This window comes from Noviherbaspirillum pedocola, assembly GCF_016632335.1.
Lineage (GTDB): Bacteria > Pseudomonadota > Gammaproteobacteria > Burkholderiales > Burkholderiaceae_D > Noviherbaspirillum_A > Noviherbaspirillum_A pedocola.
The window spans coordinates 441,791-464,823 of sequence record NZ_JAEPBG010000002.1 but is presented as its reverse complement, the minus strand read 5'-3'; the positions used below and the strand labels follow the sequence as shown (position 1 = coordinate 464,823).

The following is a 23,033-nucleotide window of genomic DNA, read 5'->3' as shown; positions in this document are numbered from 1 at the left end:
AAAGCCCAACATCAAGCGCCCGCAGCCCGTGAGCATGTTGGGCTTCCTTCGTCAGCCCAACCTACGCATCCCTTGGCCTGCGGGCGCATTTGCCGCACCGCATCCGCTTCCCCTTCCCCACGTAAAAATACGCTCTGGCATCCGCTTGCGATGCAGTGCACAATGGCCGCCTGCGCGGAAAGCAAACGATCGTACTATTCCGCGCGGAAAGCAGCATCGGACACGGGGAAGCCCTGTCTTCCCCTAACGCATGTAAGCCATGGCGCAACAGCGCAGAGGAGATGAAGAATGAGTGGAAGAGATGTGGTTTTTGTCGGCGCGGCACGTACCGCGATCGGCACTTTCGGCGGCTCGCTGAAGGATGTGGCGGCCTGTGACCTGGGCACGGTCGCGGTCAAGGCGGCGCTGGAGCGCTCCGGCCTGGATCCGGCGCAGGCGGGCCAGATCGTATTCGGCAACGTGATCCAGTGCGAGCCGCGCGACATGTATGTGTCGCGCGTGGTCGGCATCAATGCCGGCATGGCCAAGGAATCGGCCGCGCTGACGGTCAATCGCCTGTGCGGCTCGGGCCTGCAGGCCATCGTCAGCGCCGCCAACGCGATCCAGCTTGGCGACACCGATGTAGCCATCGGTGGTGGCGTGGAAACCATGAGCCGCGCGCCCTATTCCTCCACCACCGCGCGCTGGGGCGCGCGCATGGGCGACTTCTCACTGGTGGACATGATGCTGGGCGCGCTGTCCGATCCCTTCGGCGCCGGCCACATGGGCATCACTGCGGAAAACGTGGCGCAGCTCTACAGCATTACCCGCGAGGAGCAGGACGCCTTCGCCGTCGAAAGCCAGAAGAAGGCATTGAATGCCATCGCCAACGGCTACTTCAAGTCGCAGATCGTGCCGGTCGAGATCAAGGGCAGGAAGGGCTCGGTGTTGTTCGACACCGATGAGCATCCGAAGGCCGATACCACCATGGAAACGCTGGCCAAACTGCGCGCCGCCTTCAAGAAGGAAAACGGCACCGTCACCGCCGGCAATGCCTCGGGCCTGAACGACGGCGCGGCCGCCTGCGTGCTGATGGAAGCCTCGGCCGCGGCGCGCGCTGGCGTCAAGCCGCTGGCGCGGCTGGTGTCGTATGCGGTGGCTGGCGTGGACCCGTCGGTAATGGGCACCGGCCCGATTCCGGCAGTGAAGCTGGCATTGCAGCGCGCCGGCCTGGAGCTGTCGGCAATGGATGTGATCGAGTCCAATGAAGCCTTCGCCGCGCAATCGCTGGGCGTCTGCCGTGGCCTGGACCTCGATCCGGCCCGCACCAATCCGAACGGCGGCGCGATCGCGCTCGGCCATCCGCTCGGCGCTTCCGGCGCGATCATCACCGTCAAGTGCATCTATGAGCTCATGCGCACCGGCAAGCGCTATGGCCTGATCACGATGTGCATCGGCGGCGGTCAAGGTATTGCGGCGGTGGTGGAACGGCTGTAAGGCTGTTGCGCGGGACGAAAAGTCTCGCGTGCCGCCTTGCATTGCGTAGGGTGGGCACAGCCCACGCGTTTTTACGATCAAGGTCGAATGTCCGGATCGCGAGCAACGCGTGGGCTGCGCCCACCCTACGTGTTTATAATCGCGCTCTTCGCATCCACCACGTCCCTCCATGCCTTCCCGCATCGCGCTGATTTCCGCCGCCGCTTCCGGCCAGGGCAAGACCACGGTCGTAGCTGCCCTGGCGCGGCGCTGGCGCAATGAAGGCAAGCGCGTGCGCGTGTTCAAGACTGGCGCCGACTTCCTCGATCCGATGCTGCTGCAAGTTGCCAGCGGCGCGCCGGTGTCCAATCTCGATCTGTGGATCAATGGCGAAGCCGCATGCCGCCGCGCGCTGGCCGATGCGGCAAGTGATGCCGACATCGTGCTGATCGAAGGCGTGATGGGTCTCTATGATGGTTCTCCTTCATCCGCGGACCTGGCGCGGGCTTTCCATGTGCCGGTGATCGCGGTCATCGATGCCTCAGCGCTCGCGCAAACCGCCGGCGCGCTGGCTATGGGCTTGCGCGATTACGGCCCGGTGCGGCTGGCCGGCGTTATCGCCAATCGCGTCGCGGGCCCGGCGCATGCGGCCATGGTGGCAGCATCGCTGCGCGACATCCCGCTCCTGGGCAGCCTGACCGCGCAGGACGCGGCGCTGCCCGAACGGCATCTGGGCCTCGTCCCCGCCACGGAATTGCCCGATCTCGATGCCCGGCTCGAGCGTCTTGCGCAAGATCTGTCGCTCGATGCGTCGATCTGGCAGGCGCTGCCCGAGGTGCGCATCGAAGCCGCGGCCACGACGGCGCCGGCGCCCTCGTTGCGCGGCAAAACCATCGCGGTCGCGCAGGATGCCGCATTCTGCTTTCTCTATCCGGACAACCTCGATTGCCTGCGCGCGCTCGGCGCGACGCTGTGCCCGTTCTCACCGCTGGCCAATGAAGCCGTGCCGGCGCATGCCGATGCGCTGTATCTGCCCGGCGGCTATCCCGAGCTGCATGGCGCAACGCTGGCCGCTGCCACGCGATGGCAGGCATCGGTGCGCGACTTCCATGCGCGCGGCCTGCCGATCTGGGCCGAATGCGGAGGCATGATGGCGCTGGCTGATGCCATCGTCGACCATGCGGCGCAACGCTGGCCCATGGCAGGCCTGCTGCCGGGCGAAGCGATGATGCAAGCGCGTCTGGGCGGGCTCGGCCCCCAGGCATTGCCCTTGCCGCAGGGCCAGCTGCGCGGCCATGCGTTTCATTACTCGCGCCTGGAAACCGCGCTTGAGCCAGCCACGCACACCCTTGCCCATCCTTCCGGCGTGCCGGGCGCGGCGCTGTACCGGGTCGGCACGCTGGCAGCCTCGTATTTCCATGCCTGGTTTCCTTCCTGCCCGCCGGCTGCCGCGGCGCTGTTCGGCGCAAGGCAAAGCGTATGAAGATGCGCCACGTCCTCGCCGCACTGCTGTGCGCAATGCTCACGCTTCCAGCCTGCGCCGCTGTCAGCGCACGCGACGACGCGGGTCATACCATCACGCTGCCGCAACCCGCGAAGCGCATCATCTCGATGGCGCCGCATGTGACCGAGCTGCTGTTTGCCGCGGGCGCAGGCCCGCAGATCGTCGGCGCCGTCGCCTACAGCGATTATCCCGAAGCAGCCAGGGCGATACCGCGCGTCAGCGATGCGCTGCAGCTGGACCTGGAACGCATCGTGGCGCTGCGCCCGGATCTGGTGGTGGTGTGGAGCCACGGCAGCCCGGAACGCCAGGTGGAACAATTGCGCCGGCTCGGCATTCCCTTGTACTTCAACGATCCGCGCCGGCTCGACGATATCCCGGACAGCATCGGGCGTCTCGGTCATCTCGCCGGCGTCGATGCCAGCGCCAATGCGGCAGCCGCGGCGCTGCGCGCGCGGCTGGCCGCGCTCGCAGACCATGATGGCGAGCGCCGCAGCTTGCGGGTGTTCTACCAGGTGTGGAACAAGCCGCTGTACACGCTGGGCGGCGCGCACATCGTCAGCGATGCGATACGGTTATGCGGCGGCGAGAACATCTTCGCCAGCGAAAGAGCGGCGGCGCCGGCGGTCGGCATCGAAGCGGTGCTGGCGGCCGATCCGGACGTGATCATCGGCAGCGCCGGGCCGGATGCGCCGGATGGCGCGCTGGCGATGTGGCGCGCCTATCCCGGCATGCGCGCGGTGCGCTTCGGCAATCTGCTGACAGTGGATGGCATCCTGCTCAATCGCGCCGGACCGCGCATGATCGATGGCGTTGCGCAGCTGTGCGCGCGCTTCGATGAAGCGCGGCGGCATGCGATGGGCAAGCGTTAGCGCGTATTGCGACGACGCGGATAACGAGCGCAACGCGTCGAGATCAACCAGCGTTTAAGCACGCTGCACGGCACGTGGTCGCTTCCATGCAGTCAGCGTTCAGCAGCTGCGGAGCATGCTGCGCGCTGCTGAACGACATCCATCACTGTCCGGCCAGGCAGAACGCCAGCCCGCGCTCGGCGGTCGACGCCGCATGAATGCGATTGCGGCCGAGCCGCTTGGCCTGATACAGCGCCGCATCGGCCCAACCAAGCAGCTCAGCGAGCGTTGGCGCGCGCTCCTCTGCCTGTGTGGCCCTCGCTTCCTGCGCTACATAGCCGAGCGATACGGTGTAACTGATATTGCCGCCGGTAGTCAGACGCACCGATTGCCTGGCGATCTCGGCATGGATGCGTGCGGCGATGTCGCGCGCGGCATCCGCGCCGCAGCCGGGCAGGAATACGCACAGCTCCTCGCCACCGTAACGTCCGGCGATATCTTGAACCCGTATGTGCTGCTGCACCAGGCGCGCCGCATGCCGTATCACCGCGTCGCCGGCGGCATGTCCATGGGTATCGTTGATGGTCTTGAAATGATCGAGATCGATCATCAGCAGCGCGCAGGATGCGCCGGGCTTCTCCAGCGACTGCTGCGCCAATTCGAAAAACGCGCCGCGGTTGTACAGACCGGTGAGCGCATCGCGACGCGCCATCTCCAGCAGCAGTTGCTGCTGTCGGTCGCTGAGCATGCCGAAGAAACCGAAGCTGCCGGCAACGATCAACAGGCAGCAGGCCGCGATCGTGGCGAGCACCGCATCGGTGGAAGCGAATGGCGAGACCGCCAGCGCGCCGGCCCCGAACAGCGCCACCCACAGGCGCCAGACGATGGTGACGCCAAGCAGGAACAGCACTGCGAGCATGACCCGGCAATACGAGAGCGGCAGCTTGTTCCGACCCTGCATCAGCCGCCGCATGCAAATCGCCACCATCGCCAGGTGGCAAAGCGCGATGCTCAATACCGTGGCTAGACGCGGTGCGCCGAAATCATAGGTGGCGATGATGCCCGACATACCCAGCGCCGCAAGGCCGATGCTGGCCGCGCGCGAAGACGGCCGCTCAACCAGACGCAGAAAGGCGCGTGTGACGAATACTCCGGCCAGCACAGCGAGCGCGTTGGCAAAGAAGAAGGTGAACAGCATCGATGCCATGGGATGAAGGAACCACAGCATGCATGCACCGCCCAGGGCCAGCATCGCCCGCCCCCACTCGACACCCTCGCGCTGCCTGCCCGGCGTGCCATTGGCGAAGAGGAAGGAAAAGCCACTCGACAGAAACGCCAGCATCGCAGTGGCGAACATCAGCGTCGCCGGGTCCAGTCTGAACGCCATGGTGATTGTCTTCGGGGATGTAATTGTTTTAATAGTTGTAGCAGTATCCCACAAGAGATTTCCTGTTTGCAATCATTTCGCCGTGACCTGGAGCCTATTCGCTTCAGTTCACCAGCGCACCGCGCCAAACCCGTCCGCCGGTTGCCAAGTGTAATACACGCCAATGCTGTCTTCCCGCTGCTTCTGCGCTTCGCTGTCGGGAAAAGCATATTTGCGGCGCGAAGTGATGTATTCCAGCGCGAGCGCGTGGTTGCGATGGATGCGCCAGGTCAGCGCCGCCGAGCCGCGCAGCACCCGGTCGGTGCCACCGGCTTCCGGGATGGTGAGTTTGCCGTCAAAGAATTCGCGCGCATTCACATCGACGGAGAACCGGTTATTGACGATGAGCCGCAACGACAGCGCCGCCTGCGGAGCAAAACCATAGTGGTATTCCTCATTGGAGGCGCTGCGCACTGTGCCGGTCGAGGTGTAACCGATACCGGCCGACGCATGAGCCAGGAGCGCAATGCTGTCGCTGAGCCACCATTGCGCATTGCTGCCAAGCGACAGCCCGGTACTGGCAACCTGGAACAGCTGTGGCGAAAGGAAATCGTAACTGCCGTAAAGCCCCCAGATGCCGCGCAGGCGTTCACCCGCGTCAAAATCCTTCCCGAGCAGCAGACCGCGCGTGGACAGGCTTTCAATGCCGCGCACATTCGTCACGCGCAGGGCAAAGCTGAAATAGTCGAACGGGCGGCGATATTGATAGCCGGGCTTGCCCGGCAAGCCGTAGTCGAGCCGGAAATCGGCGGCAACGTCGTTGCGCTTCGGTGAAAGCGAAGAACCGGGCGTATTGTTCTGCACAGCGTCCACGCCGATGCGCAGTCGCGCGTACAGCGCCGGGTCGTTGCTGGCAAAGATGTCCGAGCCCTTGGCCGGGCGGAAGTGGCGATTGAAGGCCACCGGCGGCGACAGTACCGCGGTCGCCAGCTCGCGCCATACGGGTGGCAGACCGTAGCCGTTTTGCAGCACCAGATTCGACATGCGGTACAGCGATTCGCCGAGAAAGCTGCCGCCGATGCTCGTGGTGATCTGATCGTTGCGCGAAGGCGGCGTGGTTTCGCCGGCGATTTCCCAGATCGCGCTGCCGGCGAAGGCATAGCCGAAGGACTCCCAGAAGTTCAGGCCGTTGCTGCGCGCGATGCCGTAGTAGATCGACCCCTGGTACGGATGGCCGAGCTGGTTGACTTCGAAGGGATCGTGGTCCACCTGCCAGCTGCTGTGCAGGTTCTTGCGTATCGAGTGCAGGCTGACGTCGTAGTCCGAAGCCGGCCCGATGAAGGCGTAGTCGATACGGTTGAGCAGCAACTGAAAGCCGAGTATTTCCAGAGCTGCAGGCAGATAAGCCTTGTAGGCTTGGTCATCGGATGTATCCGACGCATCGGCTTGCGCAGCCGGCGCGCGTCTGCCAAGCACTTCGCCGCGCTCGGTCGCCTGCGCCAGCGCTCTTTCCGACAGCAGCATGCTGCCGAGCGAGACGCTGTCTTCGGCATGAACCTGGACGCTTGCGGCCAGCATGAAAGCGGCAAGCCAGGCCTGGGGCCGGGACGCGCGACTGTCCCTGCATGAATTGTTCTTGTTCATCGTGATGACAGCCGGAAGCGGAGGATGGACGTCCCGGGCCGCGTGCATCGCGCAGCGCAGCGCCGCTGGCATTGTCGCGCTTGTCTGCATGCGCTCAGTTATGCGCAAGCAAGGAATGATTCTTTCGCCCGTGGTGGTACGCAAGCGCTGCAGCGGGTGAAGGCGATGCGGGCGTCAAGGCCGCCCACGGCCTTGACGCCCACACCGCCATTCAGGCCCGTCTGCCGCCGAGCTTGTCCCAGGCCGCGCGCACCGCAGGCAGTGCCTGCTGCCAGCTCAGGCGAGAGGCGCCGCGCGCAACATCCCACTCGCCGGCCAGCCGCGATTCGGCTTCCTCGAAGCGGGTGCCATAGCGTCCGAAGGTGGTGTAGCCGAGGTGGTAGGCCGGCGCATAGTCCTCATAGCGGTATTCGCCGAGGCGATACGGCTCGCCATCGAAGGCACGGCGCCAATAGGCCTCTTCTTCGCCGTAATGCATGGGCATGCCGGGAGACGACGCCGAAGGTGCATCGGCAACAGGATGCGCCACAGCGTCCTGACCCTTGCCCATCGCCGCGCCGGCGCCAGCCAGGCCACCGATGGCCGCGCCCGCGGCCATGCCCGGAGGCCCGCCCAGGGCCGCGCCGACCAGCGCGCCCATCGTGGTGGCAACGCCGGTAGCGATGGTTTGCTCGGTATGGCGGGTGCGGGTCTCGTCGGCCTCGGCCGCAGCTGGCGTGGCCGCAGCAGGAGCGGCCTGTGACTGCGACGCGGTTTCCGCCGTCGCCTTCCCGGCCATGCCGCCGGCGACCGCGCCGATCGCCGCGCCCGCCGCCATGCCGAGCGGCCCTGCGGGCGCGCCGATGACAGCGCCACCGACAGCACCGCCGCCCGCCCCCAAGCCCGTGCCAAGCACATGCTCGCCATTGCTGTCGCGCCAGCTGCGCTCCAGCTCGCGCGCATCCTCTTCCGATCGCGGCGCAACGCCCATCAGGATGCCGCCCTCGTGGATGCCCTGCTCATAATGCTTGACCCGTTCTTCCGGAATGCCGGCGCCGATCAACGCGCCCAGCAGACCGCCGGTGACGCCGCCAGCGCCAGCGCCGGCCAGGCCCGCAGCCAGCGGCCCGGCGATCACGAGGCCAAGTCCGGGTAGCGCGATGCTGGTGCCCACTGCCGCCACCACGCCGGCGATCGCGCCCAGGGTGCCGCCTATGCCCGCGCCGATGCCGGCGCCTTCGGCCGCCTTGCTGCCGAGCTCGGTCTGCACCGCATCGTCGCCGGAAAAATGGCGCTTGCGCGTTGCGTCCGACATCACGACATTCACATGCTCGCGGTCATAGCCGCGGCGGGAAGCGGCTTCCCAGGCGCGCTCGGCGCTGGCGCGGTCGCGGAACAGGCCGGTGACCATGGCGGTGCCCGGCGAGCGATGCTGTTCCAGGCCTGCGGCGAGAGAACGGTCTTGCGGTGTTTCAGCCATCTGCAATCTCCTTGCCCGTGCGGGCGCAGCGCATGCGGAGGGCTTCGACTCGATGGTCTCTGAAGCGCCGTCCGCTGATCAAAATCTGTCAGACGGGCAGGCGCAGGTGTGGTTCCGGCGGCGACAATGCGGCTTACGGCTGCGCAAGAAGCGCTGATGCGACGCCAGCGCGGTTGCATGCCATAGTCGCCGTCAGACTCGGCTTCGCCTCGGAAGACAGACGATCGCGCATCGCCGTTTTTCTGCACGTATGGCCGCTTACTGTTCCCACGGCTGCGCCACCTTCCGCTCCTTCAGGCTCAGCAGCAGCATGGCCAGGCGCAGACGAGTTGCCTCGGCTGTGACCGCCGTCGAGCCAAACTTCTGGTCCTGCAAGATCAGCGCGTCGCCAAGGGGATGTACCACGTCGGTCGGCACGGTAGCTGATGCGCCTTCCAGCTCGGGCTTGTTCCATCGCGAACGCAGTTCGCCGATACGCGCATTGCGCGCGCGTTCTTCGTTGATGCGCTTGGCTTGCGACGCTTGTGCTTCCTCCACGTGATGGTCGAGCGTCACTTCCAGCAGGCTGATGTTGTTGTGCATTGCTTGCGCGATTTCTTCCAGCCCGGCGGCGCCGAGCCGAGTGCGTGACAGCCGTATTTCGCTTAGATGCTGATCGCGCCGGATGAGCCGGGCGATATCACCTGCAGCTTCGTCATCGAAAGCGTTGTTGGACAGATCCAGCACGCTCCAGGAGTGTTCAGTGCCGATTTCCTCGGGAAGATAACGAATCTGCGCCGCCTGCAGCTCCAGGGAACTCAGGTTCAACACCTTCGGCGCCTTCTTCGCGTCTACTGGAGTCTGATCCAGAGTGTGCGCCGGCTCCTTGCGGCTTTCCAGCAGCCAGTGCATGGATTGCTTATGGTCCGGCGTGCCGAGATCGCCGCTTCGGTACAGTCGCCCGAGCTGCTCCGCCGCGTGCCTGCTGCCGCGCTGTTCGGCGGATTTGAAGAACTCAAAAGCGGCCGGGATGTCCCTGACAACGCCGTTGCCGTTCAGGTACAGCCGTCCCAAGGCACATTGCGCCTGCGAGTTACCATTGGCTGCGGCCTTCCTGTACCAGTCAAGTGCCTGGCGCATATTGACCTCGGTACCATCTCCCTTCTCGCATAGGGCGCCGACCCGATACTGTGCATGCGCGTCTCCGTACTTGGCGGCCTCGGCAAGCCAGAAGCGGCCAGCAGCTTTGTCTTCCGAAATGCCGATACCGTGCTCGTAGCAAGCCGCAACCATTTTTTTTGCACCGGCGTGGCATGTCAAAGCAGCGCGGCGAACCATATCAAAAGCCTCGCGCGCCGTTTCAGTAATTTCCTGCTGGCCTTGGGAACCACGTTTTCCCTCCCAAGCAGTCTGCATCCATATCCTTGCAAGCTCGACCTCGGCCTGAGAGCAGCGCTGTTGCGCCGCCTTGAGCATCCATTCCTCACCCAGCTTCTCGTCCTTCTCCACGCCAAAGCCGGACCGATAAAACATGCCCAGCAGGTACTGGCCGAACGCATGCCCCTGCTGCACGGCCTGTGAAGCGAAGTGATATGCCTGCTCCATACTCTTTTCGACACCCGTACCATTCTTGTACGCAAGGGCCAGGCAAACCTGCGCATCGGCGTTTCCGCGTTGCGCCGCTTCGCGGCACCAGGCAAGGTCTTGCTGAAGGTCGGGCTCATCGATGGCATCCAACACGGACGTCGGTTGTGCGTCTGATAGGGGTTGCCCCTGCTGCTCGATACAGCGAGCGGCCATGCAATACCAATGCAGCGATTCGCGCGTGTCTTTCTTCACGCACCAACCGTTAGCATACAACTGCGCCAGAGCGTGACACGCTTCAACGTGGCCGCCTTGCGCTGCCCTGCGATAGAACTCGATGGCCTTATCAATTTGCTGCTCGGTTACGAAACCGTTGTGATAGTTGCAGGCAGTCATATACAGGAAGAAAGCATCGTTGGGGCCGCCGGCTGCTCTTTGCCCTTTGATGAGCTGTTCCCACCTCCCCTGAAGTCGCTGCGTGCTACGCTTCAACAATGATGTGGTGACGCCAAAACCAAACTGCGCTCGCGCCCATTCGCTATCCACAGCCGAGCGGAACCATTCGATCGCCTTGGAAGGATCCGCCTCCCTATCCAAACCTTCCAGGCTCATGCAGCCCAGCGTCTGTTGCGCCTGGATGTTGCCCGCGTTTGCGGCCTGCCGGTACCAGTCCAGCGCTTGACATGGGTCTTCCTGCACACCTCGCCTTCGTAATACATCCGAGCCAGGCGACATTGCGCCTGCGCATCGCCCCAGCTTGCCGCCTGCATGCACGCGAGAAATTCCCGTTGCGTCAGGTCCACCGTCTCGACCACATACGATTCCACGACGCAGTCGGGCGGCAATGGCTCCGCATCCGATGTATCCATGTCGCTTGATGGTTCGTCCGTGTCCCGATTCGTAGCTTCGCCGTGGTCGACTTCCTGGCTCGTGGGCATCGGGGCGCCCGCTTGCGATTGGCCGGTTGTAAATGCTGGCGCCTCGTCCAGGCGCGGGCGTTTTGCCGGTGGCTGGTCTCGCGCAGATTCCTCGGTCTCTTCACGTCCGCTCTTCATCTGCGGCGAACGTGCGGTTTGCATTGGCGGCTCGCCACCCGCTGTGTCCTGGGGCGCGATGCCAGACTTTTGTGTATGAGGATCGGATCCTCCCAATGGCAGCGTTGGCGCTCTTGGTCCGGTCCCATTGTGCTTGGCAGGAGAGATTGGCGTCATGGCATCCCTTGGTTCGGGTCAAAAACGCCATGAATAGGACGGCCGCAGACAAAGTTCATTTGCCTGCAGTGCCGTTCGATGTACAAAACGAAACGATGAGGTTTTCGCCGCGAATTCCGGCAGCCATGCAAGCAAGCTGTCACCCACTGCTGCACGCGCATTCGGACTTTCGTCTCAGGCTGCCTGCACACCACCCGCCATCTGCTCCAGCACATGCCGCGCCATGCTGTCGGCCAATTCCCGTTCCGCGACGAAGACCCGGTCTGCGCTTTCCTCGCGCAGCAGCTCGGCTTCGGCATCGCTGTGGCTGCGCACCGCGCTGCGTATCTGCGGATTGAGTGCGCGCGCTGTCGCAATCATCCTGCGCACATCGAAAGCGTCAGGCGCGGCCACCACCAGCATCGCCGCGCGGGCAATGTGGGCCTGGATCAGCACACCGGGCTCGGCCGCGTCGCCGGCCACCGCAGCCAGGCCGCGCGCGCGCTGGCGCTCGACCCGCTCGCGGTTCTGCTCAACCACGACATAGGCAATGCCGCGCTCTTCCAGCTCGGCCGCGATGCGCTTGCCGACGCGGCCATAACCAACCAGCACCACGTGCCGGTTCAGCCGCTCCTGCGGCACCGTCATCGGCAGCTCGGCCAGTGGGTCAGGGTAGCGCGGCGGCGGCGACGACGACGTGGCATCGCGGCGCTCGGCCAGCGCGGCCAGCTTGAACATCGCCGGATTGAGCGCAATCGACAGGATCGCGCCGGCCAGGATCAGGCTTTGTCCCGTGGCCGGCAACAAGCCCAGCGACATGCCCAGCCCGGCCAGGATGAATGAGAACTCGCCAATCTGCGCCAGGCTCGCCGATACCATCAACGCGGTATGCAGCGGATAGCGCAACAGGCGCACCAGCGCAAAGGCAGCCAGCGATTTGCCGAACACGATCACCACGACCACGGCCAGCACCTGCCATGGATGCTCGATCAGCACACGCGGATCGAACAGCATGCCCACCGACACGAAGAACAGCACCGAGAACGCGTCGCGCAGCGGCAGCGATTCCTCGGCTGCGCGGTGTGACAGCGCCGACTCGCGCAGCACCATGCCGGCGAAGAAGGCGCCCAGCGCGAACGACACGCCGAACACATGCGAGGCGGCATAGGCGATGCCGACCGCCGCGGCAATCACGCACAGCGTGAACAGCTCGCGCGATTCGGTCTTCGCTACCCGCCACAGCAGCCACGGAAACAGCTTTCTGCCCACGATCAGCATGAAGGCGACGAACGCGGCGACGCGACCCAGCGTTGCCGCCAGCGTCTGCCACAGTGGCGTGTCGTCGCCCGACTGCGTGCCGCCGAGCGCGCCGGACAAGGCCGGCAGCATCACCAGCACCAGCACCATGACCAGGTCCTCCACGACCAGCCAGCCGACCGCGATGCGGCCGTTGATGCTGTCGAGCACATGCAGGTCTTCCAATGCCCGCAGCAGCACCACGGTGCTGGCTACTGATAGCGCCAAACCAAACACCAGCCCGGCGCCGAAGCTCCAGCCCCACCACTGCGCCAGGCCGATGCCCATCGCGGTGGCCGCGGCGATCTGCATCAGCGCGCCGGGCAAGGCGATGCGCCGCACTTGCATCAGATCGTCCAGCGAGAAATGCAAGCCCACGCCGAACATCAGCAGCATCACGCCGATTTCCGCGAGCTGGCTCGACAACTGCACATCGGCGACGAAGCCCGGCGTGGCTGGCCCAATAAGGATGCCGGCGGCGAGATAGCCGACCAGCGCTGGCAGGCGCAGGCGCACGGCGATGAGGCCAAAGGCCAGACCAAAGCCAAGCGCCGCGGCGATCGTGGTGATCAGATTGATGTCGTGGGTCATGCTCGGTCCTGGCGAAAAAGGTGGAAGACAGGGGTAGGACGATAGTGCAACGCGGCAGTTCCGGTTAGGCCGCAGCGAGAGCGATGCGCAAGGAAAAAACGGCCGGATCGTTTTCGCGTGCGAGGAATCGCCGCATCTTCCGTTCGTAGTTCGTAGGGCCTGCTCCGCCCACGCGGCACGCCAATCACCGCGTGGGCTGTGCCCACCCTACACGACTGCAAATCGAACTGCCCCTATGATTCCAGCAAGGCGGCAACGGGCCGACCGCGGCCCGTCCATCCCTTGGCTCACTATGCGGCCACGGCAGCCGCACGGTGTCCCAGAACGCGCAATGCGCCGAATCCTCATGCCGCATCTCGATGCGCGAGCCTATGTAGAGATACGCCGGATCGCGCGGCGAAGTCGCGCTCCAGGCAGCGCCCGGTGCGCCCGTCTTCGCCAGGCCGGTCCAGTCCGCCACCATGCGCTGCTGTATGGCGAGGTCGGTCGCGGTGGGCCGGTAGCTGCCTTCCCATGGAAAGAGAAACGCATGCTCAACGGTATGGATCGCGCCCTGGGCCTTGAGCTCGGCATCATTTTCCAGCGCATGGTCGAACAGGTAGCGGTATACCGCTTGCGACTGCGAAGTCGCAAGCGCAGCCGCCACGCGCCGGCTCTGGCAGGTGAAATAGGCGTCGGTGGTCGCGCGCACCAGCGCCATGTGCGGCGAGGCATAGGCAGCCATCGGATACTGCTCGCGCACCCGCGCCGCTTCGTTCGCGCCGAAAGCCCTGGTCAGCGCGGCTTCATAGCTGGCTGCGTCCTTCGCCGGTCCGAGCCCCGCGGCCCATTGCATGGTTTCCTCGGTGGCGTTGCCGATGATGACCGGCATGTGGGCATGCTCGCCCTTGCGTATCGCCGCGATCGGCTGCTGCGGGAATACCTGGCCATCCATGTTCGGGCCGTGCTGGCGCGGCTGCACGCCGAAGCTGCCCGGCAGCGCGGCGACGATGTCCTGCGGACTCTTGCCTCGCAGGCAGGCCGCATCCGCATTCGGGCCGCAGCCGAGCTTTTGCGAAAGCAGCGCCCCGGTGCCGTTTTCGGCGTCGGCCAGTGTCTGCAGTTCGCAGCCGGTGGGCACGCTGCTTTCCATGGCCGCCGCCTGGAACAGGCCACGCGCTGCGGGCGCGGTCATCAGCGCGCAGATATTGCCGCCGCCGGCCGAGGTGCCGAACAACATGATGCGCTTCGGATCGCCGCCGAATGCAGCGATGTTCTGCTGCAGCCAGCGCAGCATCGCGATCTGGTCGAGGCTGCCGTAATTACCGGAGACATGTTCCGGGTTTTCGGCGTCCAGCGCCGGATGCGCCAGAAAGCCGAGCGCGCCGAGCCGGTTGTTGAAGCTCACGTGAATGACGCCCTGCGGTGCCGCCAGCTTGCCGTTGTAGTTCACGCCGCCAAAGCCGGGCGAGCCCTGGCCGGAAAACGCATGGTTGCCGCCACCGGTCAGGAAGACCATTACCGGCAGCGGCTGGCGCGGCATCTCCTTCGGCCGCCAGATGTTGAGCGTGAGGCAGTCTTCGCTACCGATGACGGCCCGGCCATCCCATTGCGGGCAGACCGGCCCGAAGCGGCTGCCGTCACGCACGCCCTGCCAGGGCTGCACCGGCTGCGGCGCGCGCCAGCGCAGGCTGCCCACCGGCGGCTGCGCATACGGGATGCCCTTGAAGGCGATCGTGTCGCCATCGGCCATGCCGCGCACCGCGCCTGAGCCGGTGCAAACCACATCGCCATTGCCACAGGCGCTAGTGCCCGGCCCAGCGCACGCAGTCAGCGCTGCCGCCGCAGCAACGGCGCACCAGGCCGCCATACGATGCAGGATCTCCCTTGCGCCAGCGCCCATGGCGCCACCTTCCCCGCGTTCCTCCATGGAATTTCCTTTTTGAATTGATTATGGGAGCGCGCATGGTAGGGGCTAGCGCTGCGCCCGGTCAAATGCGCGGCCAACGCCGACGGCGCAGCACGCAAAGCAAACGCGGCGCGGCGCTGGTCGCCGGGCGTGGCACGCGTCGATAAGGTAGCTCGGGCGCCAGTTCCGACAAGGCCGGCCGGTGCCGGTTTGCACCTGCATCGGGAAGGTGCCTGCCCCGCTTCTTCCCTTACGCTGCCGCAGCGGATCATGCTGCCGACAGGGGCATTTTCACGAAACAGTGGAGCTTCGCTTAATCAGAAGCCCGATTAACTGAAAAGCATGCAAAAACCCTTGAAAAATCGGGCTTACCCACCATCTGAGACGAGTGCCGGAACCTTCTTTTCACAACAGAATTATTGTTTTCAAACAGTGACTTGGATGCCATTAAGCCAACGTGAAGCAGCTTCGTTTAAGCAACTTTATTTTCAAATTAAACCAGCGGATTTGTGTTGCAAATGCTCGCTTTTCCAGCTACTATGTACTGTGTTTACATACAGTGTTCGGCGCAACATGGCGCTGTTTCTGGCCCAAGACGGATGGCAAATGCCTGCTGGAATTAATTCCAATACATTGGTTAAGTCGGGCACCGCGCCCGACTGAAGTATTCCCTGAACCGAAGATGCAAGCGCTAGGTTCCTGACGCGCCTTTCTCACTTCTCGCGACGATTTCGTCACTTTGATCTTATGAACAAGCTCGGATCCCGGGCATAGGCATGGCGCAGCGGCGGTGTTTTCACCGGAGCGCATTGACAAACATTTCCGGCGTCTTCCTCTTCGACAAGCGCCATGGGCCAGTGGGTCCGCATTCTGTTTCCTCTATTGACAGCCAAAGCTGGAGTCTTATGAAAAAGCTGAGAGTTCATTTTCCGCAACCGGTCGATGCGAGCGACTTCGAGCTGGCTGCCAACAGCGACACCGTGCCGCCGGCGCTGGTGGATGCGATCCGGGTGACTTCGGAAATCTGCGGCCAGTCGCTGTCGATCGCGGCCGCGCGCATCCTCGCCGGCGACCTCGCCGAGTTCGATGAGAACGCGATCATGACGGCGCTGTCGCGCTGCCGCATGGAGGTGCAGGGCCGGCTCAAGGTGGGCGACATCATCGTGCGCATCGCCGACGGCCGTCCGGATGTCGATGAAGCCTGGAGCCTGTTGCCGTTGGACGAGGCGGCTTCGACGGTGTGGACCGAAGACATGGCGCAGGCCTGGGGCATGGCGCTGCCGCTGCTGGAGTCCGGCGATAACGCCGGCGCCCGCCGCGTGTTCGCCGAGCACTATGCGCGCGCGGTGCAGGCGGCGCGCGTGCGGCGCGATCCGGTGCGCTGGATGCCGTCGCTGGGCCGCGACATGAAAGACCGCGAGCGCGCGCTCACTGACGCGGTGAAGAAGGGGCGCCTGAGCGCCGCGCAGGTGGAAAGCCTGCTGCCGCCGGGCGACCTGTCGCGGGTGGTGGGCGCGCCGGCACAGCCAGCGCCACGCAATCTGCATTGATGCAACCGAACAGGGTGCAAAAGGAATCGACGATGAGTGAGCAGGCAGGTTGGGACGACGGCGGCATGCAGTGGTTCGAAGAGGCAGGCCGGCAACACGAGTTCGAATACGAAAACAAGGAAAGGAAAAAAGTCATGGCTGGATTTGAAATTCATCGCGCCACGAAACGCCGCGCCAAGCTCCGCCTTGGCATGTCGGGCCCCGCTGGCAGCGGCAAGACCTACTCCGCGCTCCTGATCGCCGGCGGCCTGGGCGGACGCATCGGCATGATCGATACCGAGCACGGCAGCGGCGATCTGTACGCCGACCTGCTGCCGGAAGGCTACGACGTGCTGCAATTGACGCCGCCGTATTCGCCGGCGCGCTACATCGAGGCGATCCATGCGCTCGAGGATGCCGGCGTGCAGACCATCATCATCGACAGCCTGTCGCATGCGTGGACCGGCGAAGGCGGCTCGCTGGACCGTCAGGGCAAGATTGCCGATAAGTCGGGCAACAGCTGGCAGGCATGGCGCCAGGTCACACCCGAGCACAATGCACTGGTGGAAGCGCTGCTGCAAAGCCGCTGCCACATCATCGCGACGATGCGTGCCAAGACCGAGTACGTGCAGGAAAAGGATGACCGCACCGGCAAGAGCGTGGTGAGGAAAGTCGGCCTGGCGCCGGTGATGCGCGATGGCATCGAATACGAGTTCACCACCTTCTTTGAGCTCGATGTGCATCACATGGCCTTCGCCGGCAAGGACCGCACCCGGCTGTTCGACGGCACCATCTTCAAGCCGGACATGGAGACTGGCCACCAGCTGCTGGCCTGGCTCGACTCGGGCGTGGATGCGCCGGTCAAGCGCGCCATGAGCGAAGAGCAGCGCGTCGAGGCATGCAATGCCATCTCGAACGCCAACACGCTGGATGAGCTGTTCAAGGCCTTCTCGCTGGGCTATCGCGCCGCGACCGCGCTGTCGGACAACGAGGCCCTGGCTGAGCTGACCGCGCTGAAGAACGAGCGCAAGGCCTGGCTCGAAGCCCAGCATGAACCGGTGGGCATTGCAGCATGAACCCGGTCTTCGAAGCCTTCGAGCTGGCGGCGCAATACCGCCAGCTGGCCGAGGTGCTGGCCGAGCGCCATGACGATCCGCAATTGATCGCCGACACGCTCGAGTCCATCGCCGGCCCGCTGGACGAGCGCCTCGAGAATCTGGCGAAGATGGTGCGCAATGTCGAAAGCGCCGCGCGCGGCGTGGAGGAAACCATCGCCAGTCTGCAGCAGCGTCATGAAGCGCTGACGCGAGCGGCCGAGCGCGGCCGCGAACTGATCGCCGACCTGATGCAGACCGCGCAGCGCGAGCGCGTCACCACCGCGCTGTTTTCGCTGGCCCTGCGGCGCAATCCGCCGCAGGTGGTGATCGATGCCGAGGATGCGCTGCCGGATGAGTTCCTGGTCCGGCACGAAGCGCCGAAACCGACGCCGGACAAGCGCGCGATCGCGGCCGCGATCCGCGCCGGCAATGCGGTGCCGGGCGCGCATGCTGAACAGCGCACGCGGCTGGAGATTCACTGAGGCGCCGAGGCACTGAGACGCACTGCACGGCACGACAACCCTGCTTCAACGTTTTTAACCACCCTTGGGAGTAAGCCATGAGCACCCTGAACAAAGTCACCCTGATCGGCTACCTGGGACGTGATCCGGAGACCCGCTCCACCGCCAACGGCGACGCGGTCGCCCACTTCACGCTGGCAACCACCGAGACCTGGAAAGACAAGGCCACCGGCGAAAAGCGCGAAGCCACCGAGTGGCATCGCGTGGTGCTGTACCGCAAGCTGGCGGAGATCGCGGGCCAGTACCTGAAGAAAGGTTCGCTGGTGTATGTCGAAGGCCGTCTGCAGACGCGCAAGTGGACCGGCAAGGATGATGTCGAACGCTACGTGGTCGAGATCATCGCCGACGACCTGCGCATGCTTGGCGGACGCAACAGCCATGCCGAGGACGCGCCGGAGCACAAGCCCGAAGCGGAACAGAGCAGCGCCATCACGCGCAAGAGCGCTCGCCCGCAGCCGGCGGAGTTCGAGTTCGAGGATGACGCGATTCCGTTCTGATGCGGCATCGCTCGTGCTGCGGCCGTCGTGATGGCCGCAGCACAGCCGTAGGGCCTGCTCCGCCCACGCGCTTGTTCGATCCCGTTCGATCACCGCGTGGGCTGCGCCCACCCTACAGAAAAGCCGCCTGCGGATAATCCTTTCCGCCGTAATCTCCCGCACCTCGCTCCCTCATGACCCAGATCTCCGGCGTCCTCTCCTCCCTCTCCGTCTACAACCAGAAATGGGGCCGCGGCAGCATGCGCCTGGACGATGGGCGCCGGCTGACCTGCGTCGGCGAAGCGCTGGCCACGCTGGCGGCGGGCAACCGCTATCGCTTCGAAGGACAGATCCTCGAGCATCCTCGCTACGGCCGTCAGATCGCGGTGGCGTCGGCGGCCATCGATCTGCCCTCTTCCACCGACGCGCTGGTCGCGCACCTGATGGCCAACTACCGCGGCTGCGGCGAAGCCACCGCGAAGAAACTGGTCGAGCATTACGGCGAGCGGCTCGACGCATTGCGCAAGATCCTGGTCGAACGGCCGGCCTCGCTCGACTTTTCCGTCGTCACCCGGCGCAAGATCAAGGCGCTTGATACGCAGGACACCGCGTCCCTGATATGCCGCGAACTCTCCGGCCGCATCGGCAACGCCGGCATCGGCGCCGCGGTGTTGCGCCGCCTGGCCGAGTGGCTGCTGCCGTTGGCCGGCGAGACGGAGCCGGTGCGTCAGGCATGGACGTTTTTCGCTGCCGATCCCTATGCGCCGATACGCCAGGTCGAAGGCTACAACTTCCCGGCGGCTGACCGTGTCGCGCTCGAATGCCTGGGGCTGGCACGCGACGCACGCAATCGCCTGGCGGCGCTGGCCGCGTTTGTGCTTGCCGACGGTTGCGAGCGCAGCGGCCACAGCTTTCTTGATGGCGCCATGCTCGCGCAACGCATTGCCGCCTGGGATGGCGCGGTGGCGCCGGAGGCGGCCATTGCCGCGGCGCTGGAAGCCGGCGAGCCGCTAGTGCTGGAAGATGAGCGTTACTATCCGCGCCATCTCTACCATGCCGAAGTGTTGCTGGCGCGCCATCTCGCGCGCCGCGCGCTGGGCATTGCCGCGCCAATCTCATCCGTCACCGGCATCGAGCTCGGCGCCGAGATCGATGCCGCCGAAGCCGGCATGGGCGCGGGCTTCACGCTCGACTCCGAACAGCGCGCTGCCATCCTCGGCGTGCTCACGTCCACCCATACGCTGCACACCATCACCGCTGGCCCCGGCTGCGGCAAGACCGCGCTGATGGAAGTGCTGGCCCATGTCGCGCGCGATCGCACCATCCTGTTCTGCGCGCCGACCGGCAAGGCTGCGAAAGTGCTGGCCACGCGGGTGGCGCGCCACGGCCGCAATGCCTGCACGCTGCACAGCCTGCTGGGCGTGATGGAAGCGGGCGCGGCGGAGCGGCAGCGCTCGCTGGTTGCCGACATCGTAGTGGTCGATGAAAGCTCGATGCTGGACCTGTCGCTGGCGCGCGCGCTGTTCGATGCGCTGCCGGCCGACTGCCACCTGATCCTGCTCGGCGATACCGGCCAGCTACCCTCGGTCGGGCCGGGCGACGTGCTGCAGAGTCTGTTGAAGCTGCCGGGCGACCATCATCAATTGCATCGTGCGCATCGCAACGATGGCGGCATCCTGGAACTGGTGCGCCAGACACGCGACGGCGACATCGCCTGCCGCGATCTGCCCGGTGTGCATTTCGTGCGCGGCCTGCCGCCACCCGGTGAGGTGGGGCTTGCGCCGGTGATTGATGCCTATCTGGATGCGGCCGAGCGCTGCGGCCTGGAGCGCATTGCGCTCCTGATGCCGCGCCGCAAGGGCGACATCCATATGCCGGGCTGGAACACGACCTATCTGAACGAGGTGCTGCGTCAGCGCATCAATCCGCATGGCAGGCGTATTCCGGGCACCGCGCTACGCGTGGGTGACCGGGTACTGATCCGCAGGAACCTGGCGCTGGGCAGCGATGACGGCGCGGCGGCAGAAAGCGAAACTGGGGGCAGCGTGGTGAATGGCGATACCGGCCGTATCGAAGACTATGCCTGCGACACCGCCGGCCGCAATGTGCTCTACCTCGAGCTGCTGCTCGATGATGGCCGCCGCATCCATTTCCCCGGCGGCGCGCTGGAAGCGCTGGCGCTGGCCTATGCGCTCACCGTGCATGCGGCCCAGGGTTCGGAATACCGGGAAGTGATCGTGGTGCTGACCGGCGGCTCGCCGGCCTTCGTGCATCGCGGCATGCTGTACACCGCGTTTTCACGTGCACGGGAGCGGCTCACCGTGTTGGGTGAAGCGCCGCTTATTCATGCGCTGTGCGCAAGGCCCGCGCCGCAGCGCAATGCGCTGCTGATCGAGCGCACGCTGGGCAATATGCGCAAGATGACGGCTCGGGGGTATCGATAGCTGGACAGGGGAAAGTGTCGGGGAAGGATCGCTCTTCGTAGGGCCTGCTCCGCCCACGCGGCCATCGAAAAGACGCGTGGGCGGAGCAGGCCCTACGCGACGCGGCGAAACGGAATATTTCCTGCGCCGACTCAATCCACCGGAAACTCGGCAACCGGCGGCATTCCCGCATCGCGCTTGCCAACCGGAACGCACTGCGTCTCGCAATGCCCGACATCGACGGTGGCCACACAGGCTTCGAATTCATCGGCCACGCCCGAACTTTCGAAGGTATAGATGATGTCGTCGACCTGCACTTCGTTAGGCGCCACACGTATTGTTGCCATGCTTATCCTCCCTTGAAACGTTAAGCAGCGGCGATGCTAGCACGCGCACTCTGCAGTAACGGGCCTTCGAAAACGCCGATTTGAGCGGATCGTACCCCTGGCGCGCATCAGCAGCATTGCCACATATGAACCAATCCGGAACAGTCCCATCGAAATCTGAGCTTCCTCAATACCCCATGCAAGCGAGGTTTCCATGAGCAATGAAAAATCCACCCTGACCACGCGCCAGGGCCATCCGGTGCGAGACAACCAGGCCATGCGCAGCGTCGGCGAGCGCGGCCCGGCCACGCTGGAGAATTACCAGTTCATCGAAAAGATCACCCACTTCGACCGCGAGCGCATTCCCGAGCGCGTGGTGCATGCGCGTGGCACGGGCGCGCATGGCTATTTCGAAGCCTACGGCCGGATCGGCAATGAGCCGGCATCGAAATATACCTGCGCGCGGGTGCTGAACGAGACCGGCGTGCGCACGCCCGTGTTCGTGCGCTTTTCCACCGTGATCGGCGGCAAGGATTCGCCCGAGACCGCGCGCGATCCGCGCGGCTTCGCGGTCAAGCTCAAGACCGTGGATGGCAACTGGGACCTGGTCGGCAATAACCTGAAGATCTTCTTCATCCGCGATGCGATCAAGTTTCCCGACATGATCCATGCCTTCAAGCCGGACCCGGTGACGAACCGCCAGGAACCGTGGCGCTTCTATGACTTCGTGTCGCAGACGCCGGAAGCCCTGCACATGGTGACCTGGGTCAAGAGCCCCTGGGGCATACCGGCGAATTACCGCGAGATGGAAGGCGCCGGCGTGAACACCTACAAGCTGGTCAATGACCAGGGCGTGGCGCACCTGGTGAAGTTCCACTGGCAGCCGAAACAGGGGGTGCGCAATCTGACCGCGGCGCAGGCTGCCGAGATCCAGGCCGGCGATGTCGGCCACGCGACCAAGGACCTGTATGAAGCGATCGAGCGCGGCGACTTTCCGGAATGGGAGTTCTGCGTGCAGATCATGAGCGACGATGACCATCCGGAACTCGACTTCGATCCGCTGGACGACACCAAGCGCTGGCCTGAGGACAAATTTCCACTGCTGCCAGTGGGCCGCATGGTGCTGGACCGCAATCCGGAGAATGTCTTCGCCGAGACCGAGCAGTCCGCCTTCGGTACCGGCGTGCTGGTGGAAGGCGTTGACTTCTCGGACGACAAGATGCTGCAGGGCCGCACCCTGTCGTATTCGGATACGCAGCGCTACCGCGTCGGCCCCAACTATCTGCAACTGCCGATCAATGCGCCGCAGGACAAGGCGCGCGCCATGACCAATCAGCGCGATGGCCAGATGGCGTATTACGTCGACGCCGATGCCGGCAACAGGCACATCAATTACGAGCCCAGCAGCCTGGGCGGCCTGCGCGAAGCCGAGAAGCCCGCGAAGGAATATCACCAGTATGTGGAAGGCCATCTCGGCCGTTACCAGACTTCGCGCACCCAGGATGACTACCGCCAGGCTGGCGAACGCTATCGCACTTTCGAGGAGTGGGAGCGCGACGAACTGGTGGCCAACGTCGGCGGCGACCTGAAGCAATGTCCGGAGCCTATCCAGCTGCGCATGGTCTGGCACCTGTGGCATTGCGATCCCGACTATGGCCGCCGTGTGGCCGAGATCGCCGGCATCGATCTCGAACGGGCCAAGGCTTTGCCGCCGCTGCAGGGCAAGCCGGCGCCGGGACAACTGCGCAATGCCGCGACCTATACCGATGGCCGTGCCGAAACCTCGACAGCAACGGCGCAAGACGCCGAGATCGGCGAAACCGCCGGCGCCAAGTAAGCCGACGGTGCGGCCGCAGG

General features: G+C 64.8%; 17 protein-coding genes. 9 read left to right on the top strand and 8 right to left on the bottom strand.

Annotated elements, in window-relative coordinates; all coding sequences use genetic code 11:
* The first annotated feature begins 288 nt into the window (after nucleotides 1-288).
* The 3 genes from JJB74_RS07260 (at nucleotide 289) to JJB74_RS07250 (ending at nucleotide 3,828) form a co-directional block, all read left to right on the top strand.
* Complete coding sequence (locus JJB74_RS07260; protein WP_200591145.1) at nucleotides 289-1,476, top strand: acetyl-CoA C-acyltransferase family protein; 1,188 nt, start codon at nucleotides 289-291, stop codon at nucleotides 1,474-1,476.
* A 169-nt stretch (nucleotides 1,477-1,645) separates the two neighbouring features.
* On the top strand, nucleotides 1,646-2,938 hold the full coding sequence (locus JJB74_RS07255; protein ID WP_200591144.1) for a cobyrinate a,c-diamide synthase: 1,293 nt from the start codon (nucleotides 1,646-1,648) through the stop codon (nucleotides 2,936-2,938).
* Nucleotides 2,935-3,828: a cobalamin-binding protein gene (locus tag JJB74_RS07250; protein ID WP_325170103.1), complete on the top strand. Its 894-nt coding sequence runs from the start codon at nucleotides 2,935-2,937 to the stop codon at nucleotides 3,826-3,828. The genes JJB74_RS07255 and JJB74_RS07250 overlap by 4 nt, the downstream gene beginning before the upstream one ends.
* A gap of 142 nt (nucleotides 3,829-3,970) precedes the next feature.
* Here the strand turns inward: JJB74_RS07250 and JJB74_RS07245 are convergent, their stop codons facing one another.
* The 7 genes from JJB74_RS07245 to JJB74_RS07215 form a co-directional block, all read right to left on the bottom strand.
* Entirely contained in the window at nucleotides 3,971-5,194 is a 1,224-nt protein-coding gene (locus JJB74_RS07245; protein ID WP_200591143.1) for a GGDEF domain-containing protein, read from the bottom strand.
* 108 nt (nucleotides 5,195-5,302) lie between these two features.
* Complete coding sequence (locus JJB74_RS07240) at nucleotides 5,303-6,751, bottom strand: DUF3943 domain-containing protein (RefSeq protein WP_200591142.1); 1,449 nt, start codon at nucleotides 6,749-6,751, stop codon at nucleotides 5,303-5,305.
* A 277-nt stretch (nucleotides 6,752-7,028) separates the two neighbouring features.
* Entirely contained in the window at nucleotides 7,029-8,276 is a 1,248-nt protein-coding gene (locus JJB74_RS07235) for a hypothetical protein (RefSeq protein ID WP_234484021.1), read from the bottom strand.
* A gap of 258 nt (nucleotides 8,277-8,534) precedes the next feature.
* On the bottom strand, nucleotides 8,535-10,538 hold the full coding sequence (locus tag JJB74_RS07230) for an SEL1-like repeat protein (protein WP_200591141.1): 2,004 nt from the start codon (nucleotides 10,536-10,538) through the stop codon (nucleotides 8,535-8,537).
* Complete coding sequence (locus JJB74_RS07225) at nucleotides 10,448-10,918, bottom strand: hypothetical protein (protein ID WP_200591140.1); 471 nt, start codon at nucleotides 10,916-10,918, stop codon at nucleotides 10,448-10,450. Before JJB74_RS07225 ends, JJB74_RS07230 begins: the two co-directional genes overlap by 91 nt.
* Nucleotides 10,919-11,224: 306 nt before the next feature.
* The gene (gene ybaL, locus JJB74_RS07220) at nucleotides 11,225-12,916 is read right to left on the bottom strand and encodes a YbaL family putative K(+) efflux transporter (protein WP_200591139.1); all 1,692 of its coding nucleotides are present in this window, start codon (nucleotides 12,914-12,916) and stop codon (nucleotides 11,225-11,227) included.
* 184 nt (nucleotides 12,917-13,100) lie between these two features.
* The gene (locus JJB74_RS07215) at nucleotides 13,101-14,825 is read right to left on the bottom strand and encodes a carboxylesterase/lipase family protein (RefSeq protein ID WP_200591138.1); all 1,725 of its coding nucleotides are present in this window, start codon (nucleotides 14,823-14,825) and stop codon (nucleotides 13,101-13,103) included.
* A gap of 884 nt (nucleotides 14,826-15,709) precedes the next feature.
* On the opposite strand from JJB74_RS07215, the gene JJB74_RS07210 reads away from it, so the two are divergent.
* The 5 genes from JJB74_RS07210 to JJB74_RS07190 all read left to right on the top strand — a co-directional run bounded on the left by JJB74_RS07210 (nucleotide 15,710) and on the right by JJB74_RS07190 (nucleotide 20,871).
* Nucleotides 15,710-16,354 carry a hypothetical protein gene (locus tag JJB74_RS07210; RefSeq protein WP_200591137.1) on the top strand — a complete coding sequence of 215 codons (645 nt, stop codon included), beginning with the start codon at nucleotides 15,710-15,712 and terminating at the stop codon, nucleotides 16,352-16,354.
* A 32-nt stretch (nucleotides 16,355-16,386) separates the two neighbouring features.
* A complete protein-coding gene (locus tag JJB74_RS07205; RefSeq protein ID WP_234484020.1) occupies nucleotides 16,387-17,409 on the top strand; it encodes an ATP-binding protein in 1,023 nt (340 codons plus the stop codon).
* Nucleotides 17,406-17,912, top strand: coding sequence for a siphovirus Gp157 family protein (locus tag JJB74_RS07200; RefSeq protein ID WP_200591136.1), 507 nt, complete (start codon nucleotides 17,406-17,408; stop codon nucleotides 17,910-17,912). The genes JJB74_RS07205 and JJB74_RS07200 overlap by 4 nt, the downstream gene beginning before the upstream one ends.
* 77 nt (nucleotides 17,913-17,989) lie before the next feature.
* Entirely contained in the window at nucleotides 17,990-18,448 is a 459-nt protein-coding gene (gene ssb, locus JJB74_RS07195; RefSeq protein ID WP_200591135.1) for a single-stranded DNA-binding protein, read from the top strand.
* 173 nt (nucleotides 18,449-18,621) lie between these two features.
* Nucleotides 18,622-20,871 carry an AAA family ATPase gene (locus tag JJB74_RS07190; RefSeq protein ID WP_200591134.1) on the top strand — a complete coding sequence of 750 codons (2,250 nt, stop codon included), beginning with the start codon at nucleotides 18,622-18,624 and terminating at the stop codon, nucleotides 20,869-20,871.
* A gap of 131 nt (nucleotides 20,872-21,002) precedes the next feature.
* On the opposite strand, the gene JJB74_RS07185 is transcribed toward JJB74_RS07190, so the two are convergent.
* On the bottom strand, nucleotides 21,003-21,197 hold the full coding sequence (locus tag JJB74_RS07185; RefSeq protein ID WP_200591133.1) for a hypothetical protein: 195 nt from the start codon (nucleotides 21,195-21,197) through the stop codon (nucleotides 21,003-21,005).
* Nucleotides 21,198-21,390: 193 nt separating this feature from the next.
* Here JJB74_RS07185 and JJB74_RS07180 point away from each other — a divergent pair, with 193 nt between their 5' ends.
* A complete protein-coding gene (locus tag JJB74_RS07180; RefSeq protein ID WP_200591132.1) occupies nucleotides 21,391-23,013 on the top strand; it encodes a catalase in 1,623 nt (540 codons plus the stop codon).
* The last annotated feature ends 20 nt before the right edge of the window (nucleotides 23,014-23,033 follow it).

Excerpts from the sequence above, each read along its gene's own strand:
- JJB74_RS07260 (WP_200591145.1), top strand. The coding sequence starts at position 289 with ATGAGTGGAAGAGATGTGGTTTTTGTCGGCGCGGCACGTACCGCGATC.
- JJB74_RS07255 (WP_200591144.1), top strand. The coding sequence starts at position 1,646 with ATGCCTTCCCGCATCGCGCTGATTTCCGCCGCCGCTTCCGGCCAGGGC.
- JJB74_RS07250 (WP_325170103.1), top strand. The coding sequence starts at position 2,935 with ATGAAGATGCGCCACGTCCTCGCCGCACTGCTGTGCGCAATGCTCACG.
- JJB74_RS07245 (WP_200591143.1), bottom strand. The coding sequence starts at position 5,194 with ATGGCGTTCAGACTGGACCCGGCGACGCTGATGTTCGCCACTGCGATG.
- JJB74_RS07240 (WP_200591142.1), bottom strand. The coding sequence starts at position 6,751 with ATGCTGGCCGCAAGCGTCCAGGTTCATGCCGAAGACAGCGTCTCGCTC.
- JJB74_RS07235 (WP_234484021.1), bottom strand. The coding sequence starts at position 8,276 with ATGGCTGAAACACCGCAAGACCGTTCTCTCGCCGCAGGCCTGGAACAG.
- JJB74_RS07225 (WP_200591140.1), bottom strand. The coding sequence starts at position 10,918 with ATGCAAACCGCACGTTCGCCGCAGATGAAGAGCGGACGTGAAGAGACC.
- ybaL (WP_200591139.1), bottom strand. The coding sequence starts at position 12,916 with ATGACCCACGACATCAATCTGATCACCACGATCGCCGCGGCGCTTGGC.
- JJB74_RS07215 (WP_200591138.1), bottom strand. The coding sequence starts at position 14,825 with ATGGAGGAACGCGGGGAAGGTGGCGCCATGGGCGCTGGCGCAAGGGAG.
- JJB74_RS07210 (WP_200591137.1), top strand. The coding sequence starts at position 15,710 with ATGAAAAAGCTGAGAGTTCATTTTCCGCAACCGGTCGATGCGAGCGAC.
- JJB74_RS07205 (WP_234484020.1), top strand. The coding sequence starts at position 16,387 with ATGAGTGAGCAGGCAGGTTGGGACGACGGCGGCATGCAGTGGTTCGAA.
- JJB74_RS07200 (WP_200591136.1), top strand. The coding sequence starts at position 17,406 with ATGAACCCGGTCTTCGAAGCCTTCGAGCTGGCGGCGCAATACCGCCAG.
- ssb (WP_200591135.1), top strand. The coding sequence starts at position 17,990 with ATGAGCACCCTGAACAAAGTCACCCTGATCGGCTACCTGGGACGTGAT.
- JJB74_RS07190 (WP_200591134.1), top strand. The coding sequence starts at position 18,622 with ATGACCCAGATCTCCGGCGTCCTCTCCTCCCTCTCCGTCTACAACCAG.
- JJB74_RS07185 (WP_200591133.1), bottom strand. The coding sequence starts at position 21,197 with ATGGCAACAATACGTGTGGCGCCTAACGAAGTGCAGGTCGACGACATC.
- JJB74_RS07180 (WP_200591132.1), top strand. The coding sequence starts at position 21,391 with ATGAGCAATGAAAAATCCACCCTGACCACGCGCCAGGGCCATCCGGTG.